The 22,192-nt window shown below is 66.6% G+C and carries 21 protein-coding genes and 2 tRNA genes; 6 read left to right on the top strand and 17 right to left on the bottom strand.

All coding sequences use genetic code 11. The features are described 5' to 3' along the window. From OXM57_09635 to OXM57_09625, 3 genes are all read left to right on the top strand, one after another. Positions 1 to 1,790, top strand: a 1,790-nt coding sequence (locus OXM57_09635) for an FAD-dependent oxidoreductase (protein ID MDE0352938.1), incomplete at its 5' end; no start/stop codon positions are given. A gap of 33 nt (positions 1,791 to 1,823) precedes the next feature. Next, positions 1,824 to 2,591: an electron transfer flavoprotein subunit beta/FixA family protein gene (locus tag OXM57_09630; GenBank protein MDE0352937.1), complete on the top strand. Its 768-nt coding sequence runs from the start codon at positions 1,824 to 1,826 to the stop codon at positions 2,589 to 2,591. Continuing rightward, entirely contained in the window at positions 2,588 to 3,583 is a 996-nt protein-coding gene (locus tag OXM57_09625) for an electron transfer flavoprotein subunit alpha/FixB family protein (protein MDE0352936.1), read from the top strand. Before OXM57_09630 ends, OXM57_09625 begins: the two co-directional genes overlap by 4 nt. A 49-nt stretch (positions 3,584 to 3,632) precedes the next feature. Here OXM57_09625 and OXM57_09620 read toward each other — a convergent pair whose 3' ends face one another. From OXM57_09620 to OXM57_09565, 12 genes are all read right to left on the bottom strand, one after another. Next, the gene (locus OXM57_09620) at positions 3,633 to 4,205 is read right to left on the bottom strand and encodes an L-threonylcarbamoyladenylate synthase (GenBank protein ID MDE0352935.1); all 573 of its coding nucleotides are present in this window, start codon (positions 4,203 to 4,205) and stop codon (positions 3,633 to 3,635) included. Continuing rightward, positions 4,202 to 5,053 carry a peptide chain release factor N(5)-glutamine methyltransferase gene (prmC, locus tag OXM57_09615; protein ID MDE0352934.1) on the bottom strand — a complete coding sequence of 284 codons (852 nt, stop codon included), beginning with the start codon at positions 5,051 to 5,053 and terminating at the stop codon, positions 4,202 to 4,204. Before prmC ends, OXM57_09620 begins: the two co-directional genes overlap by 4 nt. Positions 5,054 to 5,258: 205 nt before the next feature. Further along, positions 5,259 to 5,516 (bottom strand): hypothetical protein, encoded by a 258-nt coding sequence (locus OXM57_09610; protein MDE0352933.1) that lies wholly within the window; start codon positions 5,514 to 5,516, stop codon positions 5,259 to 5,261. Beyond that, positions 5,513 to 6,577, bottom strand: a complete 1,065-nt coding sequence (gene prfA, locus OXM57_09605) for a peptide chain release factor 1 (GenBank protein MDE0352932.1) — start codon at positions 6,575 to 6,577, stop codon at positions 5,513 to 5,515. Before prfA ends, OXM57_09610 begins: the two co-directional genes overlap by 4 nt. 22 nt (positions 6,578 to 6,599) lie before the next feature. Beyond that, the gene (locus OXM57_09600) at positions 6,600 to 7,532 is read right to left on the bottom strand and encodes a DUF1385 domain-containing protein (GenBank protein ID MDE0352931.1); all 933 of its coding nucleotides are present in this window, start codon (positions 7,530 to 7,532) and stop codon (positions 6,600 to 6,602) included. A gap of 21 nt (positions 7,533 to 7,553) precedes the next feature. Then, entirely contained in the window at positions 7,554 to 7,832 is a 279-nt protein-coding gene (locus tag OXM57_09595) for a type B 50S ribosomal protein L31 (protein ID MDE0352930.1), read from the bottom strand. Between the two features lie 138 nt (positions 7,833 to 7,970). Then, positions 7,971 to 9,479 (bottom strand): transcription termination factor Rho, encoded by a 1,509-nt coding sequence (gene rho / locus OXM57_09590; protein MDE0352929.1) that lies wholly within the window; start codon positions 9,477 to 9,479, stop codon positions 7,971 to 7,973. Positions 9,480 to 9,852: 373 nt separating this feature from the next. Next, positions 9,853 to 10,989, bottom strand: coding sequence for a DUF1524 domain-containing protein (locus OXM57_09585; GenBank protein MDE0352928.1), 1,137 nt, complete (start codon positions 10,987 to 10,989; stop codon positions 9,853 to 9,855). 384 nt (positions 10,990 to 11,373) lie between these two features. Next, positions 11,374 to 12,741 (bottom strand): threonine synthase, encoded by a 1,368-nt coding sequence (thrC, locus tag OXM57_09580; protein ID MDE0352927.1) that lies wholly within the window; start codon positions 12,739 to 12,741, stop codon positions 11,374 to 11,376. Continuing rightward, the gene (locus tag OXM57_09575; protein ID MDE0352926.1) at positions 12,742 to 14,031 is read right to left on the bottom strand and encodes a homoserine dehydrogenase; all 1,290 of its coding nucleotides are present in this window, start codon (positions 14,029 to 14,031) and stop codon (positions 12,742 to 12,744) included. Positions 14,032 to 14,152: 121 nt separating this feature from the next. After that, positions 14,153 to 15,472: a diaminopimelate decarboxylase gene (lysA, locus tag OXM57_09570; GenBank protein MDE0352925.1), complete on the bottom strand. Its 1,320-nt coding sequence runs from the start codon at positions 15,470 to 15,472 to the stop codon at positions 14,153 to 14,155. Between the two features lie 346 nt (positions 15,473 to 15,818). Next, positions 15,819 to 15,890, bottom strand: a tRNA-Arg gene (locus OXM57_09565). Positions 15,891 to 16,272: 382 nt separating this feature from the next. Between OXM57_09565 and OXM57_09560 the strand changes: the two genes are divergently transcribed. Further along, positions 16,273 to 17,067 (top strand): Ku protein, encoded by a 795-nt coding sequence (locus OXM57_09560; GenBank protein ID MDE0352924.1) that lies wholly within the window; start codon positions 16,273 to 16,275, stop codon positions 17,065 to 17,067. Positions 17,068 to 17,151: 84 nt separating this feature from the next. Next, entirely contained in the window at positions 17,152 to 17,373 is a 222-nt protein-coding gene (locus OXM57_09555) for a DUF3107 domain-containing protein (protein MDE0352923.1), read from the top strand. 312 nt (positions 17,374 to 17,685) lie between these two features. Here the strand turns inward: OXM57_09555 and OXM57_09550 are convergent, their stop codons facing one another. Continuing rightward, positions 17,686 to 17,949, bottom strand: a complete 264-nt coding sequence (locus OXM57_09550; GenBank protein MDE0352922.1) for a WhiB family transcriptional regulator — start codon at positions 17,947 to 17,949, stop codon at positions 17,686 to 17,688. A gap of 291 nt (positions 17,950 to 18,240) precedes the next feature. Between OXM57_09550 and OXM57_09545 the strand changes: the two genes are divergently transcribed. Continuing rightward, on the top strand, positions 18,241 to 19,077 hold the full coding sequence (locus tag OXM57_09545) for a hypothetical protein (GenBank protein MDE0352921.1): 837 nt from the start codon (positions 18,241 to 18,243) through the stop codon (positions 19,075 to 19,077). Here OXM57_09545 and OXM57_09540 read toward each other — a convergent pair. From OXM57_09540 to OXM57_09525, 4 genes are all read right to left on the bottom strand, one after another. After that, positions 19,058 to 19,471 carry a YjbQ family protein gene (locus OXM57_09540; protein MDE0352920.1) on the bottom strand — a complete coding sequence of 138 codons (414 nt, stop codon included), beginning with the start codon at positions 19,469 to 19,471 and terminating at the stop codon, positions 19,058 to 19,060. The genes OXM57_09545 and OXM57_09540 overlap by 20 nt on opposite strands. Further along, positions 19,472 to 20,443 carry a ribose-phosphate diphosphokinase gene (locus OXM57_09535; protein MDE0352919.1) on the bottom strand — a complete coding sequence of 324 codons (972 nt, stop codon included), beginning with the start codon at positions 20,441 to 20,443 and terminating at the stop codon, positions 19,472 to 19,474. 112 nt (positions 20,444 to 20,555) lie between these two features. Beyond that, positions 20,556 to 21,935 carry a bifunctional UDP-N-acetylglucosamine diphosphorylase/glucosamine-1-phosphate N-acetyltransferase GlmU gene (gene glmU, locus OXM57_09530; GenBank protein MDE0352918.1) on the bottom strand — a complete coding sequence of 460 codons (1,380 nt, stop codon included), beginning with the start codon at positions 21,933 to 21,935 and terminating at the stop codon, positions 20,556 to 20,558. Between the two features lie 20 nt (positions 21,936 to 21,955). Continuing rightward, positions 21,956 to 22,027 (bottom strand) — tRNA-Gln (locus OXM57_09525). Positions 22,028 to 22,192: the final 165 nt, after the last annotated feature.

Genomic DNA, 22,192 nt, shown 5'->3' with positions numbered 1-22,192 from the left:
AGATCGGCTACCCGATCGTCCGGGACATGGACACGTTCTGCTACGAGCGCCAGACGGGGGGGTCCATGGAGGTCGGTTCCTACGCCCACCGGCCGATCTTCCATCACCCCGACACCATCCCGTCCATCGAGGAGGCCCGCCTGTCGCCCACCGAGCTTCCCCTGACCATGGACGACTTCGACCCGCAACTCGAGCAGGCGGTCGAGTTGATGCCCTTCCTGGGCGATGCGGAGATCAAGTACGGCATCAACGGGCTGCTCTCGTTGACCCCCGACGCCATGCCGTTGGTCGGCGAGACGCCCGAGGTCAAGAACCTATGGTCGTGCGCCGCCATCTGGATCAAGGAAGGTCCCGGCACGGGTCGGGCCCTGGCCGAGTGGATGACCCAGGGCTACCCCGAGATCGACCCGCACGCCTCCGACATCGCCCGCTTCTACCCCTACATGAAGACGGAGGGCCACATCCTGGCCAGGTGCGCGGAGCACTTCAACAAGACCTACGGGATCGTCCACCCGCGGGAGCAGTGGGACAGCCGGCGTAACAGCCGGGTCAGCACCCTCCACGCCGCCACGTCGGCGCTGGGGGCGGTGTACTTCGAGGCGGGCGGATGGGAGCGGCCCCACTGGTACGAGTCGAACGCTCCCCTGCTCGAGGAGTACGGCGACCGGATACCCGAACGCCCCCACGAGTGGGACCGCCGCTGGTGGTCGCCCATCCAGAACGCCGAGCACCTCGCCCTTCGAGACCGGGTGGGCATGGTCGACTTGACCGCTTTCGCCATCTTCGACATCACCGGCTCCGGCGCGCTCCAGTTCGTGCAGTACATGACCGTGAACCAGGTGGACCGCCCGGTGGGAAGCGGCATCTACACACCGTTGCTCACCGAGGAGGGCGGGTTCCGCTCCGACCTGACCATCCTGCGCATGGGAGAGGACCACTTCCGGGTCATAACCGGGGGCTTTGACGGCGCCCGCGACGCCTACTGGTTCCGGAAATGGTTACCGGAGAGCGACTGCGTCACCTTCACCGACGTCACCTCTTCGATGTCGACCATCGGCGTCTGGGGCCCGAACGCCAGGCGGCTGGTCCAGAAAGTCATCGATGACGACGTCTCCCACGAGGGGTTCCCGTATGGAACCTGGAAGCATGCCACCATCGGCTCGATCCCCGTCACCATGTTCCGCATCTCCTACGTGGGCGAGCTCGGCTGGGAGGTGTACACCGGCATGGAGCACGCCCCGATGCTGTGGGAGACGCTCTGGGAGGCCGGCCAGGACCTGGGAGTGGTACCGGTGGGCGCCGGCGTCTACGGGACCACCGGCCGCCTGGAGAAGGGCTACCGGTTGATGGGCGCCGAGCTCGAGTCCGAGTACAACCCGGTGGAAGCGGGCCTCGCCCGGCGCCTGGTGAAGAAGGCCGACTTCGTAGGCAAGGCGGCCTACCTGGAGGCTCGGGAGGAGGAGCCCGCCGCGGTGTGCTGCACCCTGAACCTGGAGAGCTACGTTTCCACGTCAGGAGTCGCCCGGTTCCCGATGGGCGGGAACGAGCCCATCCTCACCCTGGACGGTGACCGGATCGTGGACCGCAAGGGTCGGGTCTCGAGGGTGACCTCGGCCGGGGCGTCGCCGTCCCTCGACACGTACCTGTTCCTGGGCTACCTGCCGCCCGAGTTCGCCCAGGAGGGCCGTAGTCTCCAGATCATGTACCAGAACGAATTGTTCCCGGTGAAGGTGGCCCGGGTCGGCTCCAGGCCTCTGTTCGATCCGGACGACAGCCGGATGAAGAGCTGAAAGCGCCAGCCCAGGGTCGAGCGAGGTTCTGACATGCGGATTCTGGTTTGTGTCAAGCGGGTCCCGGCGCCCGGAGCGAAGATCGTGCTCACACCGGACGCCCAGGACATCGACGCCTCGCTGCTTGGCTTCGCGATCAGCCCCCACGAGGAGTGCGCCGTCGAGGAGGCGGTACGGATAGTGGAACGCGAGGGCGGGTCCGTAACCGTCCTGACGTTGGGTCCGCCCGAGGCCGAGGAGCAACTGCGCGCTGCGGTGGCCGTCGGCGCCACCTCGGTGGTCCTGCTTCCCAGCGATACCCCCGACTGGGACCCGGTTTCCACGTCCGCAGCCCTGGTCTCGGCCATTGCCCGGCTGGAGGAGGAGCAGGGCGAGCCGTTCGGCCTAGTCCTGTTCGGCAACGAATCGGCCGACTCCGGCGGCTTCCAGGTCGGCATCCGGGCGGCTCGATCCCTTGGACGCCCGATGGTTACCGGCATCAAGGGCATCGACACCGAGGGGGATTCGATCGCCGCCCGTCGTGAGACCCCATCCGGCTGGGAGGTGTACCGCCTGCCGATGCCGGCGGTGGTCGGAGTCAAGGAGGGGATCAACCTGCCCCGTTACCCGACGTTGAAGGGTCGCATGGCGGCTCGCCGGGCGCCGGTGGAGACCATGGAGCCGGTTGCCGGCTCGAGCGGCCAATCGAAGGTGATGCTGATGACCCCGCCCGATGCGGGATCGGCGGTCGAGATTCTCGGCGAGGGTCCGGAAGCTGTACCGACAATCGTGGACATCATGGAAAGCCTGGGTCTGGTATGAGCATCTTCCTCTACCTGGTCGAGCATGATCGGGGCCGGATCGACGAGACCGCGCTCGGTGGGATGACCGGCGCTCGGCTACTGGCCGAGAACCTGGGCGCCGAACTCCACGCGGTCGTGATCGGCGCCGGCGCGGCTTCGGCCTCCGGCGGTCTCGATGCCTACGGCGCCGAACGCATCCACCTGGTGCGCCACGATCTGCTTGTCGACTACGGCCCGGACGCCTGGGCGGAGAGCCTCGTCCAGTTGGCCGGGATGTCGGGGGCCGGGGCGGTGATCGCCACGGGCACCGACCGCGGCAACGAAGTGATGGCCCAGGTCGGCGCCCGGACCGACCTGGCCATGGTCGCGAACTGCCTGGAGATAGAGCAGGACGGCGACGACTGGCTGATGACGCGGGTCCGGTGGGGTGGAAGCCTCCACGAGCGGGCCCGGCTGTCCGCACCGGTCAAGCTGGTGACCCTCGCTCCCCACAGCACGGAAGCCGCTACCGCCGGTGAGCCGGCGGCCGGAATGGTCGCGGAGTTCACCCCCGAGCTGGACCAGTCCGACGCCGTGACCATGGTGGTGGACCGGGTAACCGTCTCGGAGGGCATCACGCTCGCCACCGCCCCGGTGGTTGTGAGCGGTGGACGCGGGGTCGGGAGCGCAGAGGCCTTCGACATCATCGAGGAGTTGGCCGACTTGCTGGGAGGCGCGGTGGGTTGCTCCCGAGTGGTCACCAACAACGGCTGGAAGAACCACAAGTTCCAGGTGGGCCAGACGGGGACCGTGGTGGCCCCCGACCTCTATGTCGCCTGCGGCATCTCCGGCGCCATCCAGCATTGGGTGGGGATGATGAACGCCAAGAACGTCCTGGCCATCAACATCGACCGCGACGCGCCCATGGTCACCAAGGCCGACTGGGCCGTGATAGCCGACCTCCACCAGGTCGTCCCGGCCATATCGGCCGAGATCACCCGCCGCCGTACCCTGGCCGCCGAGTCGAGCTAGTTGCTAGTTGTTAGTTGTTAGTTGAAACGATTCGACTAGAAACAATAAACTAGCGACTAAAGCTAGAAGGTATCGGTCCCTCGCGTAGCACGACCGGGGGGACGCGGGTCAGATCGACCACGGTCGACGCCTCTCCTCCCTGCCGCTCCCCCTCCACGTACACGGACACCCGACCGCCGAACAGCGCCCGAGCCTGGACGCTGTCCAGCGCGGGCGCCGAACCGCTCGGATTGGCGCTAGTGACCGCCAGGGGGCCGGAGCGCGCCAGCAACCTTCTCAGGAGGTCGTGATCCGGGATCCGCACCGCCAGCGTGCCGCGGTCGTGGTCGCCGACACCCGCCGCCAACGACACCCTGGTGCTCAGCACGGCGGTGAGCGGCCCCGGCCAGTGGGGTTCGACGAGCCGCCTGTCCGCCTCGGCCCAATGGACGAGCTTGTCGACCTGATCGAACGAGGCCGCCAGAACGGCCAGCGGTAGGCTCCACCCGCGCCCCTTGATCCGGAAGAGTGACCGGACCGCCTCCTCGTCGGCAGGATCGACCGCCAGGCCGTAGACGGTGTCCGTGGGCACCCCGACCACCCGGCCGGCCCGCAGCGCCACCAGCGCCGCGTCGAGGCTCATGCGGTGATCCTGGCGATCAGGAACCTGTCCCGTCCGGCCAGGTCGGGCAGGACGCTCGCCTCCCACGGCGGGCCCCTGAACGCCCAGCGAATCTTGGCCCCCTGCCGGTCTCCTATCTCGGCCACGAGGGCGCCACCGGGCGCCAGCCACGACGGCGCCTCCGATGCCAGGTACCGGAAGATGTGGAGCCCGTCGCCGGCCGCCAGGGCCAGGCGGGGCTCGTAGTCTCGAACCTCGGGAGGCAGCTCGAGCCACTCCGAGTCCGAGACGTAGGGGGGATTGGTGACGATCACATCGACGTCGCCGCGCAAAGACTGATGGAGCGCATCGAAGCGATCCCCCAGGCAGAACTCGGCTTCCACCTGCATGAGGGCGGCGTTGAGCCGGGCCAGATCGAGGGCGTCACGGCTGATGTCGGTCGCGATGACGCGCGCCGCCGGCCGCTGGTGGGCGATGCCGATCGCCAGGCAGCCGGAGCCGGTGCCCATGTCGACGACGGTGCAGGCCCCGTCGGGAACCAGATCGAGGGTCTTCTCCCACAGCTGCTCCGTCTCGGGCCGGGGGATGAGGACCCGGTCGTCCACCAGCAGCTCCAAGGGCCCGAACTGCACCGTTCCCTCCAGGTACTGGAGTGGCATCCCGGCCGAGCGTTGCTCCACCAGCCGGTAGAACATGTTCACCGTGGACCGATCGATCACCATGCCGCTCAGCAGTTCGGCGCGAGATCGGCCCGTGATGGCTGCGAGCAACCGCACCACCTCATGGGATGGCAGGCTGCAACTTCCGATCAGGAGTCTGGAGTTGACGCCGCCGACCTGTAGCCGCCGGTGGCCATTCGCTGCTCTCACCCCCGGCCGGCCCACGGATCCACGTACTGGCGACACCCTCCTAGTGGTCTGTCTGCGCTACAACCGGGTGCTCTGGCGGCCATCGGCGTCCCGTCGCTGCGTTCCGCTTCCTCGACGTACCGCTGCGAGTACGCCTTCGTCAGCGGGCCTTGCGAGGGACACCGCTGCCGACGCCATACCACACCGCCATCCCACAGACAGACCACTAGACCTCGTGAATCCCTAGACGCAAGCCCCGCGATGGGATGTCGATCATCGTTGAAGGCGGGAGTCCGGCTGCCCGAAGCTCGGCCGCCAGTACCGCCAGGGCTGCGGCCGGATTCCCACCGGACAGTTCCACGTCTATCGCGCCTTCCGATGCCCCAATCACGGAGCCGGACCGGCCGAGACAGCTCTGCACGATCTCCTCGATGGCCTCGGCGGAGAGGTCGGCGTCGGGCGGGAAGCGAACGAAGAAGATCACTCGCCGACCATCCGCCGGGTGGCCTGCTCCGATGTGAGGGCGTCGACGAACTCGGACAGATTGCCGTCGAGGACCTGCGGGAGGCGCCTGATGGTGAGGCCGATCCGGTGATCGGTCACCCGGTTCTCCCTGAAGTTGTACGTCCGGATCTTCTCGGACCGATCACCGGTGCCGATCTGCGACCGCCTACCCGCGGCGCGCTCCGCGGCGCGGGCCAGGTGCTCTTCCTGGTACAGCCGGGCCCGGAGCACCCGGAAGGCCTTTTCCTTGTTCTGGAGCTGGGACTTCTCGTCCTGGCAGGTAACAACCAGTCCGGTGGGCAGATAGGTGATCCGGACGGCCGAGTCGGTGGTGTTCACGGATTGCCCTCCCGGCCCCGACGACCGGAACGTGTCGACCTTGACGTCGCCCGCGTCGATCTGCACATCGACCTCTTCGGCTTCAGGCATCACGGCCACCGTGGCCGTGGAGGTATGGACCCGCCCCTGGGACTCTGTCCTCGGAACCCGCTGCACCCGGTGGACCCCGGCCTCGAACTTGAGCCTCGCGAACGCCCCACGACCGGTTACTCCGAAGGTGACCGAGCTGAGCCCTCCGCCCTCCGCAGCCGCGCTGTCGATCGGCTCCCAAGTGAAGCCCTCCGCCTCGGCGAACCGCTGGTACATGCGGAGCAGTTCCGCGGCCCACAGAGCCGCTTCCGCTCCCCCGGCAGCGGCCCGGATCTCGACGATGGCGTCCTTAGCGTCGTCCGGGTCGCTGGGCGTGAGCGCGGCCCGGAGCTCGCCGGCCATGCGGTCGGCTTCCTGCTGGCGGGCCACGGCCAGCTCGCGCAGTTCCGCAGCAAGATCGGGGTCGGTCTCGATATCGGCCAGCTCGATCGCCTCTCGGGCGTCGTCGACCGCCGCCGTTATCGACCGGAAGGTCTGGACCAGCGGCCGGAGTTCGGCGTAGCGGCGGGAGACCTCGCCGTACCGGATCGGGTCGCCCAGCACCGCCGGATCGGCCAGCAGGCCCTCGACCTCACCGTATTCCTGCTCGATCTCGGTGAGCCGATCGGTCAGCCCCTGGTCCACCACTCTCCACCTACCTGCCCGTGGCGCTCAGCGCCTCGGGGATGATCGGACCCCTCCGGGCTACCTCGTCGACTTCCTCGTCCGTCAGCGCGAACAGCAACGCGGCCACCGCCACATCGATCATGTTCGTCTCGGGAACCCGCGTCGTGAGTCGCTGCAACCAAAGGCCCGGAGCGGTGAGAACCCTGCCCACGGGCCTATCCGCTTGCGCTCCGCCCAGCTTGAGGAGCTCGTAGGAAATGCCGGCCACCACCGGAATCAGCACCACCCGGCTCGCGATCAGGCCGTACCACGGAAGGCTGCCCACCAGGCTGAACACCACGATGGCGGTGAGCATGACCAGCAGCAGGAAGCTGGTCCCGCACCGCGGGTGCTCCGGGCGGTAGGCGCCGATGTGGTCCCGATCGAGCGGATCGCCCGCCTCGTAGGCATGGATGGTCATGTGCTCGGCGCCGTGGTAGGCATAGACGCGTCCTATCTCCTCCCAGCGCCCGATCAGCCACACGTAGCCGACCAGCAAGGCGATCCGGATGGTGGCCTCGACCAGGTGGAACACCCATGACGAAGCATTCAGGCCACCCCAGCGGACCACCAGCAGCGGAACGACTATGAAGAACCCCACGAAGAAGATGGCGGCGATGGTCATGGAACCCGCCATCTGACCCTTGGTGACGGGCTTCTCGTCCTCTCCGACCGAGCGCTGCCCCGACCACGCCAGAGCGCGGAAGCCCAGGGTGAGGCTCTCCCCCAACACCAGCACGCCCCGGACCAGCGGGACCCTGGCCCATCGAGAGCGCGAACTGAGCCTCGGTAGCCGGTGGCGGACGCCTTCTATCTCACCGGAAGGGCTGCGGACCGCCACCGACCAGGCGGATGGCGCCCGCATCATCACCCCTTCGATTACAGCCTGACCTCCGACGGTCGATACCGGGGACTCGGACATGTGCCGGCTACCCGAGGCGGACTAGGAAGGCTTGCCCGCGTCTCCCCGATCACGGGCCGTCCTGCCGTAGCGCCGCTCGAAACGTTCCACCCGTCCCGCCGTGTCCACCAGCTTCTGCTTGCCGGTGAAGAACGGATGGCTCGCACTCGATATCTCGACCCGGGCCAGGGGATAGGTCTGGCCATCCTCCCAGACGATGGTCTCGTGGGTGCGGATGGTCGATCGGGTCAGGAACGCGAAGTCGACCGAGGGGTCCTGGAACACCACGGGTCGGTACTCGGGATGTATGTCACGCTTCACGTGTCCTCCTGTTCTCGCTCTGGTGCCTGGACAGCGGCAGCGGAAGCCGCCTCGGGCCGGGTCTCACAAGCCACGGGATTATGCCACGTCCTCCCAGGTTAGGTTCCACAACGGCACCCGCCGGCGCCGGTTTGCGGTCTAGTTGCGCGACCTGGCCACTTCCGCCAGGAAGTCGGCATTCGACTTCGAGGTTCTCAGCTTGTCGATCAGCAACTCGAGTGCGGCCCCCGGCTCCAGGCCCAGGAGCACCCGGCGCAGCTTCCAGACCTGCTGGAGCTCGTCCGGATCGAAGAGGAGTTCCTCCCGCCGCGTGCCCGAGGAAGCGATGTCGATGGCCGGGTAGACCCGCCGGTCGGCCAGCCGACGGTCGAGGCGTAGTTCCATGTTGCCGGTCCCCTTGAACTCCTCGAAGATCACCTCGTCCATCTTCGAACCGGTCTCTACCAGAGCAGTTCCGATGATGGTGAGGCTCCCACCCTCTTCGATGTTCCGGGCCGCTCCGAAGAACCGCTTGGGTGGGTAGAGAGCGGTGGAATCGACCCCGCCCGAGAGAATACGCCCGGAAGCCGGCGTGGCCAGGTTGTGGGCCCGGGCGAGCCGCGTGATGGAGTCCAGCAGGATCACCACGTCGGTGCCCATCTCCACCATCCGCTTGGCCCGCTCTATGGCCAGTTCCGAGACCTGGGTGTGCTCCTCGGCGGGCCGGTCGAACGTCGAGTAGATGACCTCGCCCTTCACGGAGCGCTGCATGTCCGTGACCTCTTCGGGGCGCTCGTCTACCAGCACCACCATGAGGTAGCACTCGGGGTTGTTGGCCGAGATCGCCTGAGCAATCTCCTTCAGGACGGTGGTCTTCCCGGCTTTCGGCGGCGAGACGACCAGGCCCCGCTGGCCCTTCCCGATGGGAGCGATCAGGTCGATGATGCGGGTGAGCGTGCTCCGGGACCTCCCGGGCACCTCCAACCGCAGCCGGACATCGGGGAAGAGGGGGGTGAGGTTGGAGAACTTGGGACGCCCGCGCGCCTCCTGCGGCGACATCCCGTTGCTCTTCTCGATCCGGGCGAGGGCGGGGAACTTCTCCTGGCTGCGCGGCGCCCGCACCGGGCCGCTCAGCACATCGCCCTTCCGGAGGGCGAACTTGCGGATCTGTCCGGCCGAAACGTATACGTCCTTCTCGCTGGGAAGGTAACCCGAACACCGGAGGAACCCGTACCCCTCGGGAAGGATGTCCAAAGCGCCCTCGCGAACCTCGGCCGGGCCATCCGGGACGGAGCGGTCGGCGGGCCCTCGCCTGCGGCGGCGCCTCCCGCCCGGTCCGCCCTTCTGCGGCCCGCGTTGACCGCGCGGTGCGCCCCCGTCCGGGCCCCGCCGCACCGAGCGATCCCGGCCCGACGGTGAACCGGTCTCACCACCCGGGACTTCGGACGCCGATGCGGCACTTCCGTTCTCCTCCACGCGGCTGTCCCGGACAGTCGCATCAGGCAACTCGACCTGTGGTGCCTCGTCCGCCACCTCAAAGCCGTCTGCTCCCATGATCGCGTCGATGAGCTTCGCCTTCTGCAGGCCATCGACCTCTATGCCGACCGCCGATGCGATGGTGCGCAGGTCCTTGATGTTCTTAGTCTGTAGCTCTGATCGGGTGGCCATTCTGGTTCCTCCGTAAGTGCTCGCCCGACCAAGGTCGGGGGCGCCTCATGCCCCGACAATTCCAATTCCGGTTGGACCGCTCGGGATCTCCGTACCGGTACTCGCCGGTCCTTAACCGGACCGGAAAGACTCTGGATCTGGATCGACCGGCGAGGCCACTACGGCCCCGGCCGCAATCTCGGGAGACCGCCACGGCCCTAGGCGGGAACACCGGAACAGGTACAAATGCTCCTGTGGCGGGATATGGTCGCCCGGCAACTAGGCGGGCGGTACCCGGATGTTAACACACGGGGATGGTGTGGCGAATCAGGAGCCAGTGGGCCGTGGCGGGGACCCGGAAACCAGACACCGGAAGCCGGATGCCGGCTCCGGGCTAACCGGCGGGCAGGCTCTCGCAGACCACCCCGTCCTCGTCCCGGTCCAGCCGGGCCACATCCCCGTAGTGGGGGAAATAGGTATCGAACCATTCCTGGGCTTGGCCCTGCGTCGAGAAATCGGAACAATTCTTGGAATCGCCCGGATCGGGCGGGACCTCGGTCCCGCCCCCCGGAGTATCCAGGGTCGGAGTATCCAGGGTCGGAGTATCCAGGGTCGGCGTATCCAAGACCGGGAAAGCCAGCACGGGAGTCCGGATATGGAGGGTGGATCCTGAGCACCTCCCGGCCAGCAACCGTTGCAGGAAATCCGACTCCTCGTGATCCATGGTCAGGTTCCACCTCGCCTTGACAGCTATCCAAGCGGCCGCGTACGGGCATGTGAAGTCCTCGTTCGAAGGCATCCACCTTGCCGGGTCGGAGGCGCCTTTCGCCCGGTTGGACCGGGCGGTCACGGCCAGCAGTGCACCCTCTTCGTTGGCGAACTCCTCCCGCCGATCCGGCTCCCAACTGTGCGCGCCCGAATCCCAGGCTTCCGCCAGCGGAACCAGATGATCGATGTCCAGCGATGACGGGCCCTCCACCCACTCCCCGTCGTAGTGCGAGTACCAGAGGCCCGAGACGACCCAGCAGGTGCGGTTCGGATCGAGTGTCGATTGAACCCGCGAGTCGCGGATGAGCACCTCCCTGCGGGTGTCGCATCCGTCGCCGTCCATGTCGCTCCAGTGAGGGAAGTGCTCGCGGTCGTAGCCTGAACGCTGTTCGGGCGCTACCTGCAGTTCAGCCAGCACGTCGGCGGCAAGGCGTAACGGTCCCGTGTCGGCAGCCGCCTCCACCATGGCTTCAGTAGTAGTCGTGGGAGAAGCCTCCTCAACAACCACCTCCACGACCTCAGTGGTAGCGGGCGCCTCCTCCTCAACAACCTCCGTCCCGACCTCCGCAACCTCCACCGCTCCAGCGGCGGGGGAAGCCTCCTCAACAACCACCTCCACGACCTCAGTAGTAACGGGCGCCTCCTCCTCAACAACCTCCGTCCCCGCCTCCGCAACCTCCACCGCTCCAGCGGTGGGAGAGGCCTCCTCAACCGCCGCAAACGTGGTAGTCGTTGCATCGGCCCGGGCAACCGACGCCGGCACGGCGGCCTCCTCGGAGCCACACGCTGCCGCTGCGAGCGCTAACAAGGCAGCCAACCCCACGAAATCGCGCAGCCTCAACGGATTCGTATCCACATCGCAGAAATGCTCGTTGGTGAGGCAGTCGCACAACCCACCATCCTGTGCTGGCGCCGCGGGCTTGTCGCGCGCCGAGTACGCCCGTCACCAGCGCGGGAATAGAATGTACCTTGCGAACTGCACGCCGCCACGCTCGCCCTCCGAGGAGCAGCGTAGATGTGGCCTTCCAAGTCCCCCAAGCCCGAAGCCACCAATGGCGGGTGGGTCGTGATGGGACAGGACGTCGGTCACCGGCTATGGACTCGAGACGGACTAACACCTCAGCAACGACGAGAGGCTAGGAGATTCCTAGGCGAAGCGGCTTTTCTCCCTGAGCAACCGGTGGACGGCGCCCAGATCCCTCGGGATCCGGGTGACCCGCTCGGGGCGATCGTGGATGCCCTCGAGTGCCGCAGGAACGGGTGACGGCCGGCCGAGAGCACTCTCGACCGCGTCGGCGAACTTGGCCGGGTGGGCGGTCGCCAGGCAGACCACCGGGCCATCCGGCGCCGAGTCCCGAGCTGCCGCTATCCCGACCGCCGAGTGCGGGTCCACGATCCTCCCCGAGGATCGGTATACCTCCCGCATCGTCGCCATCGTGTCCTCGTCGTCGTACCACCTCGACACGAAGAGGTCATCCGTCCCGGCCGTAACCGTGAGAGAGCCCTCCTCGCGCAGCCGGATCATGGCGGCCACCAGCCTCTCCCCGTCCCTCCCGAACAGGTCGAACAGGAGACGTTCCAGATTGGACGGGACCTGGATGTCCATCGAGGGGCTCAGGGTCGGGATCACGGTACCGAGGTCCAGCCGGCCGTCCCGGAAGAACCCGTCGAGCACGTTGTTGGCATTGCTCCCCACGACCAGGCGCCGCACCGGGAGGCCCATCCGGGTGGCGGCATAACCGGAATAGACATTGCCGAAGTTGCCGCTGGGAACGGCGAACGAGACCGGCCCGCCCAGCCGCGCCACCGCCCAGTAGTAGTAGGCGACCTGCGTGATCAGCCGGCCGAAGTTGATCGAGTTGGCCGTGGACAGCGACAGGTCTTCCCGAGCCGCGGGATCGGAGAACACGCCCTTGACCAGGTCCTGGCAGTCATCGAAGGTCCCCTGCACCGCTACGGCGTGGACGTTGGGCGCGTCGATGGTGGTCATCTGCCGGCGCTGAACTTCGGTGGTCCGCCCCTCGGGAAACAGGATCACCACGTCCACCCGCTCCCTATCCCGAAACGCCTCCATGGCCGCCGAACCGGTGTCGCCGGACGTGGCGCCGAGGATCATGGCGTTGCCGCCGCGCTCGCCCAGCGCCACGTCGACCAGCCGGCCGAGGACCTGGAGAGCGAAGTCCTTGAAGGCAAGGGTGGGGCCCCAGAACAACTCCATCAGGTAGAGGTCCTGACCGAGTTCCACCAGGGGCGCCACCTCGGGGTGGTCGAAGCGAGCGAACGCCTCCCCTACCAGCCGTTCCAGCCGGGGGGCGGACAGCAGGTCGGATGTGAACAGCCCGAGGACCGCGGTGGCCACCGCCGCGAAGCCCGAACCGGCGTCCAGACCGGTGGGATCAAGACGAGGCCACTCCTCGGGAACGTACAGACCTCCGTCGGGCGCCAGCCCGGCGAGGACGGCGGCCGGCATGTCGACCGCCGGGCCGCCTCGGGTCGAGACCAGCCGGACCGACACTCAGGGCTCGTCGTTGTAGACCCGCATGACCGAATCCACCTCGGATACGACTTCGAGCCCGGCCAGCTCGGATACCGCCAGCTGCAGGTCCCCCTCGGGGGACTCGTGTGTCACCAGCAGGAGGGTGGCCACGTCGCCGCGCCCATCCTGCCAGACCGACTTGATCGACACTTCGTTACGGCCGAATACCGCCGCTATCTGGGCCAGCACGCCAGGGCGGTCCGCCACGGTAGTCCGGATCAGCCACTTGGTCGAGAAGTCCGCCACGTCCCGGAGGCGACCCGATGCGAAGCGGATCCGTGATTTGACCTGCGTCCCGGCCAGGCGTTCCCGCGCCGACATGATCACATCGCCGAGCAGAGCCGTAGCGGTCGGCTCTCCTCCGGCTCCGGGACCGGTGAACAACAGCTCGCCGATCGAAGGACCGGAGACGTATATGGCGTTGGTGGCTCCCCGGACCGAGGCGAGGGGGTGATCCAACGGCACGAGCGTGGGATGCACGCGAACCGCGATGCTGTCTTCGGAATACTCGGCGATCGCCAGGAGCTTGGGGATGTAGCCGAGCCGGCGGGCGAACACGAAGTCCTCGGTCCTGAGGTCCTGGATGCCCTCCCTGGTGACCTGTGAACCGTCCACCCAGGTCCCGAAGGCCAGGCTGGCCAGGATGGCGGCCTTGGAGGCCGCGTCGCCGCCGCCCACGTCGGCGGTGGGATCGGCTTCCGCATAACCCAACTCCTGCGCCTCGGCCAGCACTTCCTCGTAGGCGATTCCCTCCTCCACCATGCGGGTCAGGATGTAGTTGGTGGTGCCGTTCACGATTCCGAGCACCGAGGTGATCCTCTCGCCGGCCAGCGACTCGGAGAGGGGGCGGATGATCGGGATACCTCCTCCCACGGCCGCCTCGAACAGCAGCGAGACACCTGCGGTTTCGGCAGCGGCCAGCAGGTCGCGCCCCCGCGACGCCATCAGTTCCTTGTTGGCCGTCACCACGGCCTTACCGGAGTTGAGGGCTCTCATCACCAGGTCTCCCGCCGGATCCAGACCTCCCATGACCTCGATCACGATCTGGACCGTGGGGTCGTCCACCACGTCGCGAGGGCGATCGGTCAGCAACCCGGGAGGGATCACGATCCCTCGGTCCTTGGCGAGGTCACGGACCGCGATCCCGCGTACCACCAGGTCTAGGCCCGTCTTGGCGGCGATCGCGTCCGACTCGTAGATGAGCCGGCGGATGAGGGCGCTCCCGACCGTGCCGGCGCCCAGGAACCCGACACCGATCTGCATGCTCATACTCTGCTCCCATCCACGCGTGGAGGGTGCTGAAAAAGACGGGGATGGGTTGGCCCGCGATACTTCTGCCTGGGATTTTGTTTCCGGTTATCGGGCCGGCTGGACATTTTTCAGTACCCTCCTAGACGACCAACGGTTCGGTCTCATTCAATGTTCTTTGACCCGCCAGGACCTCCTCGAGTGTCTCCCGACGCACCACCTCCCGCACCTCGCCGTCCTTGACGAACAGGACGGGTGGGCGGGGCAGCACGTTGTAGCGGGATGACATGGCGAAGGTGTAGGCGCCCGCCGCGGGCATGGCAACCAGATCGCCGGGGGCCATGGTCGCCGGTAGCAGGACCTCCTCGAGCATCACGTCGGTCTCGCACATCCGGCCGAAGACCCGGAAGGGATGGTCCGCCGGCTGGTCGAGCCGGCCATCGGCCAACAACTCGTACCGGGAGTCGTACAGGGCCGGTCTCGGGTTGTCGGTGAGGCCGCCGTCCAGGGCCAGCATCTCTCCGCCGCCCGGCAACGGCTTGCGAACCCCGACCGTGTAGAGCAGTACCCCCGCGTTGGCCACCAGCGCCCGTCCCGGCTCCACCATTACCTCGACCGGTCCGATCCGCTCCACGATCTCCGGCGACCCGAGGGCTCGCCGCAGGGCGGCGGCCACCTCGGCCGGGCTGATCGTCGCATCGGCACGCAGGTATGGCGAGGCCATGCCGCCTCCCACGTCGAGAAGGACCGGCGTGGTGGTGAAGGCCGACCGGTTCCGCGTCACGACCGCCGCCAGGCGGCCCAGGATCCGGGCGTAGAGTTCCGGGTCGGTTATGTGGCTCCCGGCATGGAGATGCAGCCCTCGTAGCCGGAGGGTTTCGGTGGCGGCCACCCCGGCTATGGCCTGGTCGGTCGCGTCCGGCGACAACCCGAACTTGGCGTGATCGCCCGTGGTGAGGACTTTCCGGTTGGTGACCAGGTCGACCGCCTCGTTGAGCCTGATCATCACGTCCACGGTACGACCCGCCGCCCGGGCGGCCCGGGCCAGCCGGTCGATCTCGCCCAGGCTGTCGATGACCGTGATTCCAACCTGTCCCGAGGCGGCCAGGTCGATCTCGGCCTCGGATTTCAGATTGCCGTGGAGGAGGATGCGGGATGCCGGAATCCCTCCTCGCCGGGCGATGGCGGTCTCTCCGACCGACACCACGTCGGCCCACCAGCCCCGTGACCAGACCATCTCGGCCAGGGCAGGGCAGATGAAGGCCTTGGTGGCGTACACGGGCACACCGATGCCGTTGAAGGCGCTCGTGAATTCATCCAGGCGCGCCTCGAGGTGGGCCATGTCGAAAACGTACGCAGGTGTTCCGAAGTGTTCTGCGATCGCGGCCAGCCGGACGCCACCGATCGAGGCTCGGTCGTTCCGTAGGTTCCAGGTCAAGGGAAGCACATCGCGCAGCGCCATAGCGAACCTTCTGGGGAGTGGGCCGCACCAGACTAGATGATTGGTTACTAGTTGGTGGTTGCTGGTCTCCGATCAGTTGTTAACCCTGATTGTTCCTTCCCAGCACACCAACACGAATCAGGCCACTTCAACCACATCATTCGCAAGCGGCCACCTTTCACCCGGCGGCTGATTCCGCACCCGGCCGGAAGATGGGGCCGTCGAATGGCCATGACTCCAGGCCAGGATCATGGAACAACCAATTCCGTCACCCGGACAAACCCCTACCATGAATAATCGGGGTTAAACGGAGTCAACGCTGATTGCCGACTACAAGCTACAGACGCCTGACTTCAGACCAGCTAGGCGCCCTCGGCAGGATTCGAACCTGCGCACCCGGCTCCGGAGGCCGGTGCTCTATCCCCTGAGCTACGAGGGCTAGCGCTCGAATGCGGGCCGCGAAGCCTAACAGTACGCCGGGATCGGGTGGGGCGGCGCCGCACTCTGCAGGCGCTGGGAATTGGAAGGCCGGGGCGCGGTTCTAGGGGGAGAGAACGCGGCGCCCCGGCCGGATGGCAGGTGGTTTCCTGCCGTTGGTGGGTCGATGGAGTATAGAACAGCCGCCCGCGCTTTGTCCACAGAGGAGCGGACCGGGTCCGAGCACGCCTCTCTCCTTCCTCGTTCCGGCACCCTCGTAGGGCGGTGCCGGAAAACGAGCCTCGCAGGGTTCGCTTGTTGGTAAGCCGCCTGACCCGACGGTAACGAGCGATCAGCGAACCCTTTGACCGGGGTCTTTCCGGCACGCCCCTAGACTCCAGATCATGCGACCAATATGGAGCGGCGCCGTATCGTTCGGCCTGGTGACCATTCCCGTTCGCCTGTACCCGGCCACGACCAGCCGGCGGCCCAAGTTCCGCCAGCTCCGCCAGCAGGACCACAGCCCGATCAGGTATCGCAAGGTTGCCGATGCCGACGGTCGCGAGGTCCCTCGGGAGGAGATCGTGCGCGGGTACGAGTTCGAGAAGGGCCGGTACGTGGTCCTGACCGATGAGGAGATCGCCGCGGCCGCCTACCAGGGCGGCCCCCGCATCGTCGATGTGGCGGCCTTCGTCGACGCGCTCCAGATTGACCCCGTCTACTACCGCACCTCCTACTACCTGGAACCCGGTCCCACCGGAGAGAAGGCCTACCACCTCCTCCGGACCGCCCTGGCCGAGACCGACCGGGTCGCGATCGCAACCGTGGCGATCAGGTCCCGCCAGCACCTGGCAGCGATCAGGCCGCAGAAAGACCTGCTCGTTCTGGAGACCATGTACTGGCCGGACGAGATCCGCGCCGCCGACTTCGAGAACCTCGAGACGGAGGTGGAGCCTCTGGAGAGCGAGTTGGCAATGGCCAAGATGCTGATCGAGAACCTCGCCACGGATTTCGAGCCCGAGCATTGGACGGACACCACCCGCGAGAAGATCGAGGAACTGGTGCGCCAGAAGATCGAGGGCAAGGAAATCGTCGCCTCGGAGACCCAGGAACCGACCCGGGTGGTGGATCTGCTCGAAGCCCTGAAGGCCTCCGTCGAGGCGACCATGGAGCAGACCGCTCACCGAAAGGCCGGTTAGATCAGTGGTCAGTGGTCGGTGGACAGTGGCCACTGGTTTACGATCCTGGGCGCATCCAGCTCACAAAGACCGGGGAGGTTCGGGGTGAGAGCACGTATCGGAATCGCGGATACCGGACGTGAGATCGAGGTGGAAGCCGGAAGCAAGGACGAGATCGTCACGCTGCTCGAGGACGCCTATAGCGACGGCGTGTCCCTCCTGTGGTTCCAGGACGCCAAGGGTGGCGACATAGGAGTCCCGCTGGAGCGCATCGCCTTCATCGAGTTGGTGGAGTCCCCCGACAAGGCTGTGGGCTTCGGCCGGTAGCCCCAATTATTCATGGATGGGGGGTTTGGGCGGGTGACAGGAAACGGGCGCTTCATCTCCCTGACCAGGGTCAAAGCCAACATCTTGGCTACCCGATCCTCCGGCCGGGTGTGGTGTCACCTAGCAGGTGACAGGTGGCCTCTGCGCAAAAGATGTGGTTGAAGTGGCCTGATCCGCGTCGGCGTGCTGGGGACATGAATAATCAGGCCTAGGAACGGTCACCTCACCATGTGGGGTGCGACGGGACCGGATGTCTTGACACCCCCGGGCGCCTCGTGCTCCCGCCGAGACGAGGTGCTCATCCGCTCGGGTTCAGCTCGCCGCCCGGCGCCGCTCGGCCATCCAGCGCTTACGGAGCCGGCGCCGCTCATCCTCCGCATAACCTCCCCAGACCCCAGCCTCCTGGTTGGTCTGGAGCGCGTACTGCAAGCACTCATCCGTCACCAGGCAGAGCGAGCAGATGCCCTTGGCTTCCTGGATCTGCTCGATGGCCAACCCCGTCGTGCCGATGGGGAAGAAAAGACTCGGCTCGGAGTCCCGGCATGCGGCTATCTCACGCCAGTCCGGCTCGGTTATGGTCAACACGGTCTTACACCTTCTAGTCGCGAAGCCGTCGGATCTCGGCTCCCCCTCCGTCCAGGCGCAGCGCCGTACGCCTCGGAGTTTTGGGGTTCAACCCCCTTGCTTGTGAAGTATTTCACAAGGACGGGCCAAATTAAGAGCCGGCGAGCCGACTTGCGGTAGAAAGACTAACCGCGCCGCTCGCCGGCCCGCAAGTGATTTCCTTCACAAACTTTTGTCGGTCTCGAAATTCTTGCACCTGACAAGGGTCTTGAAAGCCTCGGTATGGCGCGATACGTATACGTCATGAGACCGATACGCACGCTCATCCAGATGGCCGCCCTGGGCTCCGGAGTGGCCGGCAGCGCCCTACTGCTCCTCCGCTTGAGGGAGTCATCGTGGCTTCCCCCTCCGGGACGGATCCTCACCGCCGACCCGGAGGAGGCGGTTTACGGAACGGTCTGGCTCCTCGCAGCCGCCATCACCGCATGGGTCGGCCTTACTACCGTCCTCTCGGTCCTCGCCTACGTGACGCGGATCCCGGTTGCGGTGCGAGCGACCCGGTGGATAGCGATCGCTCCCATCCGCCATCTGGCCCGCCGCGCCGCGGCGCTGGTGCTGGCGGTCGGGAGCCTGTCCATCTCGACGCCGGTTGGCGCAGCCCATGCCCCTCCGGTTCCGTATGCCGTCACGGCCGAGCACCACGGAGCCACCTTCGACGCGGCAGTAAGCGCGGTCCTTCCGGTCTCGCCTACGGGCGCCACCGTCCCGGTCCCCATGGCAGCCACGAATCCCGACCGGGACCGTCCCCCGACACCGTCTCCGGCTGCCGGCGGGGTCACGGTGCCGGTTCCACACCTCGCCGAGGGAGCGTTCGGTGCCCTCATAGAAGACGGGGAAGCGCCGGTCACCTACACAGTGCGACGGGGCGACCACCTGTGGTCGATCACCGCCGGCTACCTGGCCGCACACCTGGGCCGGACGGCCGGCGCCGAGGAGATCGCCCCGCTCTGGAATCAGGTGATCGAAATGAACCGGGATCTGATCGGCTCCGGGGATCCCAACCTCATCTTCCCCGGCGAACGGATCGTCCTCCCCCGTCTCGGAGCGCGAACGGGGACGCTCAGGCGACCAGGAAACTAAGCCTCACGTCCCGTACCGGATTGCCCACGTTGGTGTCCACCAGCACGACGGTCTGCCATGTGCCCAGGGTCAGCGCACCGCCCCGGACGGGAAGCACCAGGCTGGGCGATATGAAGGCGGGAATGACGTGATCGGCGCCATGACCGGGAGCGCCGTGCCGGTGTTCCCAGCGGTAGCGGTCCGGGGACATACCATCTCGCAGGTACCTGAGAAGGTCCCTATCGGACCCTGCGCCTACCTCCATGATGGCCAGCCCGGCCGTGGAATGGGGTACGAACACCGACAGCAGTCCATCGCCGCGGCCCTGCACGAACGTGGCCAGCCGGTAGCCGATGTCGACGACGGCCGGATCGGAGCCGGTCCTCACCCGGAAGACCTCGGTATCGAGAGCCATTCAGTTGTTGTCGCCGAGGAATAGGGCTGACACCGAGCTGTCCATGAAGATCGCCTGCAAGGCCTCGGCCAGCATCGGAGCGACCGACAACCGGGTCAGTTTGTCGAAGTCCCGAGCTTCCTTGCTGATCGGTAGCGTGTCGGTTACCACCACCTCATCGATCGGAGCCTTCTTCAGCCGGTCGAGGGCGGGGGGCGACAACACGGGGTGCGTAGCCGCCACGTACACCGTCCGGGCGCCTCTTTCGCGTAGTAACCGGGCCGCATTCTCCACGGTGCCGCCAGTATCGATCATGTCGTCCACTATCACCGCATTGCGCCCCCGTACCGCACCCACCACGGTCAGGGCCTGGGACTCGTTGTGGACATCAAGCTCGCGCCGCTTGTGGACGAAGGCCACGTAGGCCTCCAGGTAACGGGCGTATTTCTCGGCCCGCTTCACGCCACCGGCGTCGGGAGAGACCACGGTGGTAGGACCATCCAGGCGTTCCTTGAGATAGTCGGTCACGATCGGCAGCGCGGTCAGGTGGTCAAACGGCTTGGGGAAGAAGCCCTGGATCTGGCCGGTATGGAGGTCCACCGACACTATCCGGTCCGCCCCGGCCGCCAGGAAGAGGTCGCTCATCAGCCGGGCTGAGATGGGTTCACGCGGCCGTACCTTCTTGTCGGCCCGGGCATACCCGAAGAACGGCACCACCGCGGTGATACGGTGGGCTGATGCCCTCTTGAGGGCATCGATCAGGATCAACTGCTCCATGATGTGGAAGTTGATCTCGGGGGCATGGCTCTGGATAACGAAGCAGTCATACCCGCGGACCGACTCTGAAGGACGGGTGTACACCTCCGTGTTGGCGAAGCGCGACAGCTGGATCTTGCCGAGCCTCACGCCCAGCTCGTCGGCCACCGCTTCGGCCAGTCCGGGGTTGGCCGATCCGGTGAACAGCATGAAGCGTTTGCGGGTTACGAGCTCCATGTCGTAGGAGAGTACTGAAAAATGTCCGGTTGGCCTATTGCGGGGGACGAGGGTCCGGTCGAGGGACAGCGGTCAACCATGGAGGTTGATCCCCGTCCTCCTCAGCACTCGTCTACCCGGCCTCGTGGCGAGCTTTCCGCCGTTTCGCATAGCCGGGGATCTCTCGCTGGGAAGCCCTTTCCACACCGAGGGCTCCATCCGGAACATCGCGGGTGATGGCCGAGCCGGCGCCCGTGTAGGCCTCCGCCCCCACCTCGACCGGCGCCACCAGCACGGTATTGGACCCGATCTGCGCCCGGCTTCCGATGCGGGTCCGGTGCTTGTCGTATCCGTCATAGTTGGCCGTGATGGTCCCCGCACCCACATTGGCCTCCTCGCCGATCTCGGCATCCCCGACATACGAGAGATGGGGAACCTTGGCGCGGGCGCCGACCACCGAGTTCTTGACCTCCACGAAGGTGCCTGCCTTAGCGCCGTCGCCCAACTCCGCCCCGGGCCGAAGCGAGGCGAAGGGACCGACCTCGGTATCCGCCCCCACCGATACGCCCCGGAGCACGGAATACCAAATCCTCGCGCCCGGGCCGATCCGGCTGTCCCTGATGAAGCAGTCGGGTCCCAGCTCGGCGCCTCCCGCTACCGAAGTCGATCCTTCCAGGTGCACCCCCGGAAGGATGTGCACTCCCGCCTCGAGATGCACCGAGGCGTCTATGTAGACCCGGCCCGGGTCCTGCATCCAGACCCCATCCCGCATCCAAGCCCTATTGATACGGCGCCGGAAGATCTCTGTGACACCGGCGAGCTGATCCTGGGTATTGACACCGGACAACTCTTCGGCATCGGTCCGGTAAGCGCTGATCCCGTACCCCTCCGCGCCGAGGATGGCCACCATGTCGGGCAGGTAGTACTCACCCTGGACGTTGTCGCGCTCCACGCGCGCCACCGCCTCCCGGATCAAGGATCCGTCGAACATGTAGACGCCACCGTTGATCTCGTTGATCTCCCGCTCGTGGGTGTTGGTGTCCGCATGTTCCACGATCCTCTCCACCCGGCCCCAGCCGTCCCGGACCACCCGCCCGTAACCGGTCGGATCCTCCATGTTGGCGGTGACGCAGGTGACGGCCGCTCCGGTCCGCCGGTGGAGCTTGGCCATCTCGGCCAGCGTGTCGCTCGTTATGAGAGGCGTGTCGGCGGGTACCACCAGCACATGGTCTTCGGCACCCAGCGGGATGACTTCGAGGGCGTATTGCAAGGCGTGTGCGGTGCCCAGCTGTTTGGGCTGCACCACCGGTTTAGCCCCATCGGGCAGCATCGCCACCACCTGGTCGGCATCCGGCTTGACCACCACCACCGTCTGGACCGGGTCCAGGGATGCGGTGGCGTTGATGACCCATTCGATCATCGGCCGCCCCGCCACCGGATGGATCACCTTGGGGAGGATCGACTTCATCCGGGAGCCCTCGCCGGCACCCAGCACCACCGCCCTTATGGCCACGTCGCTACTCCTCTGTGGGGCTGGGGGGACAGGAGTCGAACCCGTACTAGCGGGACCAAAACCCGCTGTGCTGCCATTTACACTACCCCCCACGGCTTCGGGGCTCCCGGCGCCGGTGTTTCCGGCGGAACGTCCGCGAGTTTAGTGATCTGTCTGTGGGACGGCGGTTTGGTATGGCGTCGGCAGCGGCGTTCCTCGCAAGGCCCGCTGACGAAGGCGTACCCGCAGCGGTACGTTGAGGAAGCGAAACGCAGCGA

It is taken from the genome of bacterium (assembly GCA_028820935.1).
GTDB lineage: Bacteria > Actinomycetota > Acidimicrobiia > Spongiisociales > Spongiisociaceae > Spongiisocius.
This window is presented reverse-complemented; position numbering and strand designations above follow the sequence as displayed.

What these genes read in the sequence shown, in the direction of transcription:
- OXM57_09630 (MDE0352937.1), top strand. Translation starts at nt 1,824, where the DNA reads ATGCGGATTCTGGTTTGTGTCAAGCGGGTCCCGGCGCCCGGAGCGAAG.
- OXM57_09625 (MDE0352936.1), top strand. Translation starts at nt 2,588, where the DNA reads ATGAGCATCTTCCTCTACCTGGTCGAGCATGATCGGGGCCGGATCGAC.
- OXM57_09620 (MDE0352935.1), bottom strand. Translation starts at nt 4,205, where the DNA reads ATGAGCCTCGACGCGGCGCTGGTGGCGCTGCGGGCCGGCCGGGTGGTC.
- OXM57_09600 (MDE0352931.1), bottom strand. Translation starts at nt 7,532, where the DNA reads ATGTCCGAGTCCCCGGTATCGACCGTCGGAGGTCAGGCTGTAATCGAA.
- rho (MDE0352929.1), bottom strand. Translation starts at nt 9,479, where the DNA reads ATGGCCACCCGATCAGAGCTACAGACTAAGAACATCAAGGACCTGCGC.
- OXM57_09575 (MDE0352926.1), bottom strand. Translation starts at nt 14,031, where the DNA reads ATGAGCATGCAGATCGGTGTCGGGTTCCTGGGCGCCGGCACGGTCGGG.
- lysA (MDE0352925.1), bottom strand. Translation starts at nt 15,472, where the DNA reads ATGGCGCTGCGCGATGTGCTTCCCTTGACCTGGAACCTACGGAACGAC.
- OXM57_09560 (MDE0352924.1), top strand. Translation starts at nt 16,273, where the DNA reads ATGCGACCAATATGGAGCGGCGCCGTATCGTTCGGCCTGGTGACCATT.
- OXM57_09545 (MDE0352921.1), top strand. Translation starts at nt 18,241, where the DNA reads ATGAGACCGATACGCACGCTCATCCAGATGGCCGCCCTGGGCTCCGGA.
- OXM57_09540 (MDE0352920.1), bottom strand. Translation starts at nt 19,471, where the DNA reads ATGGCTCTCGATACCGAGGTCTTCCGGGTGAGGACCGGCTCCGATCCG.
- OXM57_09535 (MDE0352919.1), bottom strand. Translation starts at nt 20,443, where the DNA reads ATGGAGCTCGTAACCCGCAAACGCTTCATGCTGTTCACCGGATCGGCC.